Below are 10,541 nucleotides of genomic sequence, written 5' to 3' on the forward strand. Positions count from 1 at the left end.
GCGAGGTTAGGTTCACCTTGCTATCGGAGTCGCGGATCAATTACGTAACATCAGCGTTGTGAATATCGCCGAAGCGCCCCAGGTGCTCGAGTCGCGCACGCGCGACCGGGTGCTGCAGGCGATCAGCGAGCGCGGACCCGTGACCGCGGCGACGCTGGCCGAGGAGTTCGGCCTGACCGCCCCGGCCGTCCGCCGCCACCTCGAGAACCTCGTCGACGCCGGCCTGATCGTCGAGCGCGAGCAGGGCCCGTCGGCCGGCCACCGCGGTCGGGGTCGCCCGGCCCGGGCGTACGTCGTCAGCGACATCGGGCACCACGCCCTGGAGTCCGACTACGACGACCTCGCCATGGAGGCCCTGCGCTTCCTGTCCGACGAGGCCGGCGACGGTGCCGTGCGCCGGTTCGCCGAGCAGCGCGTGCACGAGCTCGAGCAGCGGTACGCCGTGGAGCTGGCCGCCGCCGGCACCTCGCGGGCCGCCCGGGTCGACGCCCTGGTGGGCGCCCTGACCCGTGACGGCTTCGCCGCCTCGGCCCGTCCGGTGGGCGAGCCGGAGAGCTCCAGCCCCTTCACCGGCATCCAGCTGTGCCAGGGCCACTGCCCGGTCCAGGACGCCGCCCGGGAATTTCCGCAGTTCTGTGACGCTGAAACAGATGCGTTCTCGCGCCTGCTCGGTGTCCACGTGCAGCGGTTGGCGACGTTGGCGCACGGCGACCACGTCTGCACCACGTTCATCCCCACGAGCACCGTCCAGCACGCCATACCGGCGAGCCGGGCGAGCAACGCCCCCACGAACTCCACCAGCAGCGCTGACCCCACCGCTGTGACACGAACCGAAAGGTCGACGCGATGAGCACCAACATCGAGGAGCTGAACCCGGGTCTGAAGGACCTGGGCCGCTACGAGTACGGCTGGGCCGACAGCGACAGCGCCGGCGCCACCGCGAAGCGAGGCCTCAACGAGGACGTCGTGCGCGACATCTCGGCCCGCAAGAACGAGCCCCAGTGGATGCTCGACCTGCGTGAGAAGTCGCTGCGCCTCTTCGGCAAGAAGCCCATGCCCAACTGGGGTTCCGACCTCACCGGCATCGACTTCCAGAACATCAAGTACTTCGTGAAGTCGACGGAGAAGCAGGCCACCACGTGGGACGAGCTGCCCGAGGACATCAAGAACACCTACGACCGCCTGGGCATCCCGGAGGCCGAGAAGCAGCGCCTCGTCGCGGGTGTCGCGGCGCAGTACGAGTCCGAGGTCGTCTACCACCAGATCCGCGAGGACCTGGAGGAGAAGGGTGTCATCTTCGTCGACACCGACACGGGCCTGCGCGAGCACGAGGACCTGTTCCGCGAGTACTTCACCTCGGTGATCCCCGCCGGTGACAACAAGTTCGCCGCGCTCAACACCGCGGTCTGGTCGGGTGGCTCGTTCATCTACGTCCCGCCGGGCGTCCACGTCGACATCCCGCTGCAGGCCTACTTCCGGATCAACACCGAGAACATGGGCCAGTTCGAGCGCACCCTGATCATCGCCGACGAGGGCTCCTCGGTGCACTACGTCGAGGGCTGCACCGCGCCGATCTACAAGTCGGACTCGCTGCACTCCGCCGTCGTCGAGATCGTCGTGAAGAAGAACGCCCGCGTCCGCTACACGACCATCCAGAACTGGTCCAACAACGTCTACAACCTCGTCACCAAGCGCGCGACCTGCGCCGAGGGCGCGACGATGGAGTGGATCGACGGCAACATCGGTTCCAAGGTCACCATGAAGTACCCGGCCGTCTTCCTCCTGGGCGAGCACGCCCGGGGCGAGACGCTGTCCATCGCCTTCGCCGGCGAGGGCCAGCACCAGGACGCCGGCGCCAAGATGGTGCACGCCGCCCCCAACACCTCCTCGACGATCGTGTCGAAGTCGGTGGCCCGTGGTGGTGGCCGCACGTCCTACCGCGGGCTCGTCCAGATCCTCGAGGGCGCCCACGGCTCCCGCTCGAGCGTGGTCTGCGACGCGCTGCTGGTGGACACCATCAGCCGGTCCGACACCTACCCCTACGTCGACATCCGCGAGGACGACGTGACCATGGGGCACGAGGCCACGGTCTCCAAGGTGTCCGAGGACCAGATGTTCTACCTCATGTCCCGAGGCATGACCGAGGAAGAGGCCATGGCCATGATCGTGCGCGGGTTCGTCGAGCCCATCGCGCGTGAGCTGCCCATGGAGTACGCCCTCGAGCTCAACCGCCTGATCGAGCTGCAGATGGAAGGAGCCGTAGGTTGAGCCTGCTGGCCCAGAAGAACCCCGAGGCGACCGCCGGAGCCCACACGGACTCCGCCGCCGCCTTCGTCCCCGACCAGTCGCGCGCCGAGCGCAAGACGTCGTATGCCGTCGCGGACTTCCCCGTTCCCGGCGGCCGTGAGGAGGAGTGGCGGTTCACCCCCGTCGACCGCCTCGGCGGCCTGTTCTCCGAGGAGGGCAGCACCGAGGGTGCCGTCACCGTCGAGACCGACGCCCCCGAGGGTGTCGAGCTGCTCGAGCTGGCGATGGACGACGAGCGCGTGGGCACGGCCTACCGTCCCGCCGACCGCGCCGCCGTCACGGCCTACGCCGGCACCGAGCGAGCCCTGCTCGTCGGCATCCCGGCCGAGGCCGAGCTCGAGGCCCCGGTCTTCGTCCGCGTGAACGGTGTCGCCGGGCGCGACAACGCCCACCTCGTCGTGGACGCCGGTCGGCACAGCAAGGCCACCGTCATCCTCGAGCACCGTGGCACCGGTGAGCACACCGCCGGCGTGGAGATCCGGGTCGGCGACGGTGCCGACCTGACCTTCGTCACCGTCCAGGAGTGGGACGACGACGCGTTGCACGTCGCCCAGAACGACGCCCTGATCGGTCGCGACGGCAAGCTGCGCCACATCGTCGTCACGCTCGGGGGCGAGCTCGTGCGCATCTCCACCAACGCGCGCTACTCCGGCCCGGGCGGCTCCTTCGAGGGCCTCGGCGTCTACTTCGCCGACGCCGGGCAGCACCAGGAGCACCGGCTGTTCGTCGACCACGAGGCGCCGCACTGCCACTCGAACGTCGAGTACAAGGGTGCGCTGCAGGGCGAGACCGCCCACACGGTGTGGGTCGGTGACGTCCTCATCCGCGCGAGCGCCGAGGGCACCGACACCTACGAGCTCAACCGCAACCTCATCCTCGACGACGGGGCGCGGGCCGACTCGATCCCCAACCTCGAGATCGAGACCGGCGAGATCGTCGGAGCCGGGCACGCCTCGGCGACCGGTCGCTTCGACGACGAGCAGCTCTTCTACCTGCAGGCCCGCGGCATCCCGGAGGACATCGCCCGACGCCTCGTCGTGCGTGGCTTCTTCGCCAGCGTCGTGGCCCGCATCGGCGTGCCCGAGGTGTCCGAGCGGCTCATGGCTGCCATCGACACCGAGCTCGGCGGCACCGCGGCACAGGAGACCGCCACCGAGGCTGCCCTGTGAGCGCAGCAGCAGAGCTCGTCCCCGACGAGGAGTTCGTGCGGGTCTGCCGACTCGACGAGCTCCCCGAGGTGGGCGCGGCCGCGGCCGACATCGGCGGCACGATCGTGGCGCTGGTCCGCACCAAGGACGGCAGCGTCCACGCGGTGGACGACACCTGCAGCCACGCCAACGTCTCGTTGTCCGAGGGTGAGCTGGACGGCTGCACGCTCGAGTGCTGGCTGCACGGCTCGCGGTTCGACATCCGCACCGGAGAGCCGTCGGGTCCGCCCGCGGTCGTCCCCATCAACGTGTACCCCGTGAAGATCGAGGGGGACGACGTCTACGTCGCCACCACCCCCCAGAACACCTCCTCCACCACTCCCACACACCTGGAGCGCTGAGCATGTCCACACTCGAGATCCGCAACCTGCAGGTCACCGTCGAGACCGAGACCGGCACCAAGGAGATCCTCCGCGGCGTCGACCTCACCGTGAAGTCCGGCGAGACCCACGCGATCATGGGGCCCAACGGCTCCGGCAAGTCGACCCTCGCCTACTCCATCGCCGGTCACCCCAAGTACACCGTCACCGGTGGCACCGTCACGCTCGACGGTGAGGACGTGCTGGCGATGAAGGTCGACGAGCGCGCCCGCGCCGGCCTGTTCCTCGCGATGCAGTACCCCGTCGAGGTCCCCGGCGTCACGGTGAGCAACTTCCTGCGCACCGCCAAGACCGCCATCGACGGCGAGGCCCCGAAGCTGCGCACCTGGGTCAAGGACATGAAGTCCGCCATGGGCGAGCTGCGCATGGACCCGGCGTTCGCCGAGCGCAACGTCAACGAGGGCTTCTCCGGTGGCGAGAAGAAGCGCCACGAGATCCTCCAGATGGAGCTCTTGCGCCCGAAGGTCGCGATCCTCGACGAGACCGACTCCGGCCTGGACGTCGACGCCCTGCGCGTCGTCTCCGAGGGCGTCAACCGGGTCAAGGACAACACCGACGTGGGTGTCCTGCTCATCACGCACTACACGCGCATCCTGCGCTACATCAAGCCCGACTTCGTGCACGTCTTCGTCGACGGCAAGATCGTCGAGGAGGGTGGCTCCGAGCTGGCCGACCGCCTCGAGGCCGAGGGCTACGACCGCTACGTCGGCGCCTCGGCCTGACGGCCAGAGTCCGCTGACCCACTCCATGACGAGGTTGACCCAGATGTCGAACGCGACGACGGCGACCGTCTTCGATGACGGGGAGCTGGCCCGGATCCGGGCCGGCTTCCCCATCCTGACGCGCACGGTCCGGGACGGTCGCCCGCTGGTCTACCTCGACTCCGGAGCGACCTCGCAGCGGCACACGCGCGCCCTGGACGCCGAGCGAGCCTTCAGCGAGCAGGTGAACGCCGCCGTCCACCGCGGTGCGCACCAGCTCAGCGAGGAGGCGACCGACCGCTACGAGCAGGCGCGCGCGACGATCGCCGGGTTCGTCGGCGGGGCGACCGACGAGGTGGTCTTCACCAAGAACGCCACCGAGTCCCTCAACCTCGTGGCGTACGGCTTCTCCAACTCGGTCGCCGGCCAGGACAAGGACCCGCGGCTGTCCCTGGGCCCGGGCGACGAGATCCTCATCACCGAGATGGAGCACCACGCCAACCTCGTGCCGTGGCAGGAGCTGGCGCGACGCACCGGCGCCACGCTGCGCTGGGTCGGTGTCACCGACGAGGGTCGGCTCGACCTCGACGGCGTCCACGGTCCGGCGCTGGGCGAGCTGCTCACCGACCGCACCAAGGTGTTCGCGTTCACCCACGTGTCGAACGTGCTCGGTACGGTCAACCCGGTGCGCCGGCTCGCCGATGCCGCCCGCTCCGTGGGGGCGCTGTCCGTCCTCGACGCCTGCCAGTCGGCGCCACACCTGGCGCTCGACGTGGCCGACCTCGGTGTCGACTTCGCCGCCTTCTCGGGCCACAAGATGTACGGCCCCACCGGGATCGGCGTCCTCTGGGGCCGCCAGGACCTCCTGGCAGCGATGCCACCGTTCATCACGGGCGGCTCGATGATCGAGACCGTCCGGATGGAGGGCACGACGTATGCCGCGCCGCCGCAGCGCTTCGAGGCGGGTTCCCCGAACGCCGCCCAGGCGATCGGCCTCGCCGCGGCCATCGAGTGGCTGCAGGAGCTCGGCATGGACCGCGTGCACGCCCACGAGCAGGCGCTGACCGAGCGGCTGCTCGCCGGCCTGGCCGAGCGCCCCTGGGTCCGCGTGGTCGGTCCCGTGGACGGTGTCGACCGGGGGAGTGCCGTGGCGTTCGTCGTCGACGGCGTCCACGCGCACGATGTCGGCCAGGTGCTGGACGACCAGGGCGTCGAGGCCCGGGTGGGCCACCACTGCGCCTGGCCCCTGCACCGTCGGATGAGGGCGACGGCGACGACGCGGGCCAGCCTCGCGGCATACACGACCCCGGCGGAGGTCGACGCGCTCCTCGTGGCGCTCGACCGCGTGCCGGACGTGTTCGGGGTGGCGAGCTGATGGACCTCTATCAAGAGCTCATCCTCGAGCACTCCAAGCGCCCCCAGCACGCCGGGCTGCGCGAGCCCTTCGAGGCCGAGGTGCACCACGTCAACCCCACCTGCGGTGACGAGGTCACCCTGCGCGTGCACGTCGAGGGCGAGGGCGCTGACGCCGTCGTCCGCGACATCTCCTACGACGCCCTCGGTTGCTCGATCTCGACCGCGTCGGCCAGCGTCCTCGCCGAGGAGGTCATCGGCCACACCGTCGCCGAGGCCATGGTCACGCACGAGGCGATGCGCGCGATGCTCACGTCCAAGGGCGAGGACCCCGGCGACGAGGACGTCATCGGCGACGGCGTCGCGTTCGCCGGCGTCGCGAAGTACCCCGCGCGCGTCAAGTGTGCTCTGCTGGGATGGATGGCGTTCACGGACGCGTTGCACCAGGCAGGCATCGACCCGAACTCCACCACGACAGCACCCTGAAGACCAGTTCATGAAAGAGGCTGACACGATGAGCGACACGACCACCGCCACCCCCAACGTCGCGGACGTCGAGGAGGCCATGCGCGACGTCGTCGACCCCGAGCTGGGCATCAACGTCGTCGACCTCGGCCTCGTCTACGGCATCACCGTCGACGCCCAGCGCCACGCCGTCCTCGACATGACGCTCACCTCCGCGGCCTGCCCGCTGACCGACGTCATCGAGGACCAGACCCAGCAGGCCCTCGAGGGCCTCGTCGCGTCCTACCGCGTCAACTGGGTCTGGATGCCGCCGTGGGGCCCCGACAAGATCACCGACGACGGCCGCGAGCAGCTGCGCGCCCTCGGCTTCAACCTCTGACGCATCCCGTCACCTCGACGACGCCGGCACACCAGTGAGCCGCGTCGTCGAGGTGTCTGCGGAGCGGCTCGACGGGTGGCTCGAGAGGTTCGCGGCCAACAACCCCGAACCCGGCGCGCGCCAACGGATCTCCGCGCGTGAGGAGTTTCCGCACGACCCCCTCGGGGTCCTGCTCATCCGCCGTGGCGGGTATGCCGTGGGGCTGGCCAACGGGGCGGCCTTCAGCGAGTCCAAGGTCGGGACCCGGCACGTGCAGTCGCGGACGGCGGCGGGCGGCTGGTCGCAGCAGCGGTTCGCGCGACGGCGGGGCAACCAGGCCGACGAGCTGGTGCGCGCGGTCTGCGACCACACGCTGCGGATCCTGCCGCGGGGGAGCGCCACCGGCCTCGTCGTCGGTGGGGACAAGGCGCTGGTGCGGGCGGTGCTCGACGACCCCCGCCTCGCGCACCTCGACGCCCTCCCGAGGCGTGAGCTCTACGACCTGCCCGACCCGCGCCGGGCCGTCCTCGAGGACGCGCTGAAGCGTGGCCGCGCGGTGCGCATCAGCATCGAGGACGTCCGACCCGGCTAGTCGTGGTGCTGGGCGATGTTGACGACGGTCCCGCCGGGTGCCCGGACGAAGAACCTGCGCACGCCCCACTCCTCGGTGACGATGGGGTGGACCACCTCGACGCCCCGGTCCTGCACCTGGCGCCAGGCCTCGTCGACGTCGTCGACCTTGACCGTCAGGGCCGAGTCCTCCGGGGCGGTGGCGTCGGACGTGACGAGCTGGACGTGGGCCCCCGTCGTGGGGTCGGTGAGGCGGGCGACCCAGCCGAGGTCCATCTCCGTGGTCAGGCCGAACAGGCCGGACCAGAAGGTCCTGGCCTCGTCGATGTCGGGGACCGTCAGGTTGGTGGTCACGCTCATGATGCGCATGCGGGCTCCTTCGTCGGTGTCTCGATCCTGCGACGGGGCTGCCGTGAGGTCCAGGGCTACTCGACGGTCGCGGGGGAGAAGGTGTCGCAGCTGTTGAGGTCACCGCTCTGGTAGCCCGTGGTGAACCACTTCTGCCGCGCCGCCGCCGAGCCGTGGGTCCACGACTCCGGGCTGACACGGCCCTGCGTCTTCTGCTGGATCCGGTCGTCCCCGACGGACGAGGCTGCCGACAGGGCGTCCTTGATGTCGGACTCGGTGAGCGGCTTCATCAGGGTGTTGCCCTTGGCGTCCTTGGTCTGCGTGGCGTTGTTGGCCCAGACACCACCGAGGCAGTCGGCCTGGAGCTCCACGCGCACGCTGCCGCTGTTGGCGCCCTGCGGGTTCTGCTGGGCCTTGTCGAGCAGGCCGAGGATGTCCTGGATGTGGTGGCCGTACTCGTGCGCCACGACGTACTCCTGGGCCAGCGGGCCGCCGCTGGACCCGAACTGGTCGGTGAGGATCTTGAAGAAGCTCGCGTCGATGTAGACCTGCTTGTCGAGCGGGCAGTAGAACGGGCCGACCTGGTTGGAGGCCGTGCCGCAGGCCGACTGGGTCGAGCCGGTGTAGATGATCGTCTTGGCCGGCGTGTACTCGCGGCGGAAGCGGGGGAGCTCGCTGGTCCAGAACGCCTGGACCGAGTTGACGGTGGCGATGATCCGACAGGTGTCGTCGCGGTTGGCGTCGGCACCGGTCTTGCACTGGGCGAACGCGTTGGGGTCGGTGCTGCCCCCGGGCTCCACCTGGCCGGAGCCGCCCGTTCCCGGGTCGGTGCCGGTGCCCCCGGGGAGGTCGTTGGGGTTGATGCCGAAGACCAGGGCGATGATCAGCAGGATGATGCCGCCGACGCCACCGCCGACCACCATGCCGCCGGGACGTCCGCCGCCACCGCCCGACCCGACCTGTGAGGTGTCGAGCTGCGCGTTGTCGTTGAAGCTCATCTGCCCTCCGGGGCCTCGGGCGTGCACTCGGGGGTCGAGCGACGTCGCTAGACTAGTGATCTCAGCCGCTGTGCGGCGCCGGCGCAACCCGTGCACGGCGAGCCCACGGCGATGCGAGCGTGACCGGACCTGCATCGACGCAGCGGATCGGCACGAACCGCCGCTGAGCTGCCTGTTCTTCCTCGAAACGTGTCTGGAGTACGTCTGTGATCGCCGCCAGTGGGATCGAGCTGCGCGCTGGCTCCCGCCTCCTCCTGGACGGCGCGACCTTCCGCATCGCCCCCGGTGACCGCGTCGGCCTCGTCGGCCGCAACGGTGCCGGCAAGACCACCCTCACCAAGGTCCTCGCCGGCCAGGGCCAGCCTGCTGCCGGCAGCGTGACCGTGAGCGGTGAGGTCGGCTACCTGCCCCAGGACCCGCGGACCGGTGACCTGCACGTGCTGGCCCGTGACCGGATCCTCAGCGCCCGCGGCCTCGACCGCATCATCACGCAGATGCGTGAGGCCGAGGGTGCGATGGCCTCGGCGGACGACGAGACGCGCGACAAGGCCATGCGCCGCTACTCCCGCCTCGAGGGCGAGTTCACCGCCGCCGGCGGGTATGCCGCGGAGTCCGAGGCCGCGACCATCGCCAGCGCGCTGGCCCTCGACGAGCGCATCCTCGGACAGCCGCTGGCCACCCTCTCCGGTGGTCAGCGCCGACGGGTGGAGCTGTCGCGGATCCTGTTCTCCGGTGCCCAGACGCTGCTCCTCGACGAGCCGACCAACCACCTCGACGCCGACTCGATCGGGTGGCTGCGCGACTACCTCAAGGGCTACCAGGGCGGGCTCGTGGTCATCAGCCACGACGTCCAGCTGCTCGACGCCGTGGTGACGCGGGTGTTCCACCTCGATGCCAACCGCGGTGAGCTCGACCTCTACAACGTCGGCTGGAAGCCCTACCTCCAGCAGCGTGAGACCGACGAGCGCGCCCGCAAGCGCGAGTACGCCAACGCCACGAAGAAGGCCGCTGCCCTGATGGAGCAGGCCGAGAAGATGCGAGCCAAGGCGACCAAGGCCGTCGCCGCCCAGAACATGATCAAGCGGGCCGAGCGCATGGTCGCCGGCCTCGAGGGCGCCCGGACCACCGACAAGGTGGCCAAGCTGCGCTTCCCCGACCCCGCCCCGTGCGGGAAGACGCCGTTGCGGGCGTCCGGCCTGTCGCGGTCCTACGGCAGCCTCGAGATCTTCACCGACGTGGACCTGGCCATCGACCGCGGCTCGCGCGTGGTGGTCCTCGGCCTCAACGGCGCCGGCAAGACGACCCTGCTGCGGATGCTCGCCGGCGTCGACACCCCGGACACGGGAGAGGTCGAGCCCGGCCACGGCCTCAAGCTCGGCTACTACGCGCAGGAGCACGAGAACCTCGACGTGACCCGCTCGGTCCTGTCGAACATGAAGTCGGCCGCCCCCGACTCGTTCGGTGAGACCGAGGTCCGCAAGGTCCTCGGCTCGTTCCTGTTCAGCGGCGACGACGTCGACAAGCCGGCCGGGGTGCTCTCCGGTGGCGAGAAGACCCGCCTGTCGCTGGCCATGCTCGTCGTGTCCGAGGCCAACGTGCTGCTCCTCGACGAGCCCACGAACAACCTCGACCCGGCCTCGCGCGAGGAGATCCTCGGCGCCCTGCGGACCTACAAGGGCGCGGTCGTGCTCGTGACGCACGACGAGGGCGCGGTCGAGTCGCTCGACCCCGAGCGCATCCTGCTGCTGCCCGACGGCATCGAGGACCACTGGGGCCAGGACTACCTCGACCTCATCTCCCTCGCCTGACCCTCGGTGGCGCGCCCGCGCCATAGCGGCCTCGATCTCCCATCG

The 10,541-nt window shown here is 70.1% G+C and carries 12 protein-coding genes; 10 read left to right on the forward strand and 2 right to left on the reverse strand.

Going from position 1 to position 10,541, the window contains the following annotated elements:
• Positions 1–58 precede the first annotated feature (58 nt).
• From ASD62_RS00825 to ASD62_RS00865, 9 genes are read left to right on the forward strand one after another with little or no spacing between them, the layout of a single operon-like run.
• Positions 59–850 carry a metalloregulator ArsR/SmtB family transcription factor gene (locus tag ASD62_RS00825; RefSeq protein ID WP_235530595.1) on the forward strand — a complete coding sequence of 264 codons (792 nt, stop codon included), beginning with the start codon at positions 59–61 and terminating at the stop codon, positions 848–850.
• Positions 847–2,268: a Fe-S cluster assembly protein SufB gene (sufB, locus tag ASD62_RS00830; RefSeq protein WP_056914337.1), complete on the forward strand. Its 1,422-nt coding sequence runs from the start codon at positions 847–849 to the stop codon at positions 2,266–2,268. The genes ASD62_RS00825 and sufB overlap by 4 nt, the downstream gene beginning before the upstream one ends.
• Positions 2,265–3,476 (forward strand): Fe-S cluster assembly protein SufD, encoded by a 1,212-nt coding sequence (gene sufD / locus ASD62_RS00835; protein ID WP_056914338.1) that lies wholly within the window; start codon positions 2,265–2,267, stop codon positions 3,474–3,476. Before sufB ends, sufD begins: the two co-directional genes overlap by 4 nt.
• Positions 3,473–3,856, forward strand: a complete 384-nt coding sequence (locus tag ASD62_RS00840) for a non-heme iron oxygenase ferredoxin subunit (protein WP_056914339.1) — start codon at positions 3,473–3,475, stop codon at positions 3,854–3,856. The genes sufD and ASD62_RS00840 overlap by 4 nt, the downstream gene beginning before the upstream one ends.
• Before the next feature lie 2 nt (positions 3,857–3,858).
• A complete protein-coding gene (gene sufC, locus ASD62_RS00845; protein WP_056914340.1) occupies positions 3,859–4,617 on the forward strand; it encodes a Fe-S cluster assembly ATPase SufC in 759 nt (252 codons plus the stop codon).
• A 43-nt stretch (positions 4,618–4,660) separates the two neighbouring features.
• Complete coding sequence (locus ASD62_RS00850) at positions 4,661–5,971, forward strand: aminotransferase class V-fold PLP-dependent enzyme (RefSeq protein ID WP_056914341.1); 1,311 nt, start codon at positions 4,661–4,663, stop codon at positions 5,969–5,971.
• On the forward strand, positions 5,971–6,435 hold the full coding sequence (sufU, locus tag ASD62_RS00855) for a Fe-S cluster assembly sulfur transfer protein SufU (RefSeq protein WP_056914342.1): 465 nt from the start codon (positions 5,971–5,973) through the stop codon (positions 6,433–6,435). The genes ASD62_RS00850 and sufU overlap by 1 nt, the downstream gene beginning before the upstream one ends.
• Positions 6,436–6,463: 28 nt before the next feature.
• A complete protein-coding gene (locus ASD62_RS00860; RefSeq protein WP_056914343.1) occupies positions 6,464–6,793 on the forward strand; it encodes a metal-sulfur cluster assembly factor in 330 nt (109 codons plus the stop codon).
• A gap of 34 nt (positions 6,794–6,827) precedes the next feature.
• Complete coding sequence (locus ASD62_RS00865; RefSeq protein WP_056914344.1) at positions 6,828–7,364, forward strand: acVLRF1 family peptidyl-tRNA hydrolase; 537 nt, start codon at positions 6,828–6,830, stop codon at positions 7,362–7,364.
• Here ASD62_RS00865 and ASD62_RS00870 read toward each other — a convergent pair.
• Entirely contained in the window at positions 7,361–7,711 is a 351-nt protein-coding gene (locus tag ASD62_RS00870; RefSeq protein ID WP_056914345.1) for a VOC family protein, read from the reverse strand. The genes ASD62_RS00865 and ASD62_RS00870 overlap by 4 nt on opposite strands.
• A gap of 56 nt (positions 7,712–7,767) precedes the next feature.
• Positions 7,768–8,688, reverse strand: coding sequence for a neutral zinc metallopeptidase (locus ASD62_RS00875; protein ID WP_056914346.1), 921 nt, complete (start codon positions 8,686–8,688; stop codon positions 7,768–7,770).
• 206 nt (positions 8,689–8,894) lie between these two features.
• Between ASD62_RS00875 and ASD62_RS00880 the strand changes: the two genes are divergently transcribed.
• Entirely contained in the window at positions 8,895–10,496 is a 1,602-nt protein-coding gene (locus tag ASD62_RS00880; RefSeq protein WP_056914347.1) for an ABC-F family ATP-binding cassette domain-containing protein, read from the forward strand.
• Positions 10,497–10,541: the final 45 nt, after the last annotated feature.

Origin of the sequence: Phycicoccus sp. Root563 (assembly GCF_001427915.1) — a bacterium.
Taxonomy (GTDB): Bacteria; Actinomycetota; Actinomycetes; order Actinomycetales; family Dermatophilaceae; genus Pedococcus.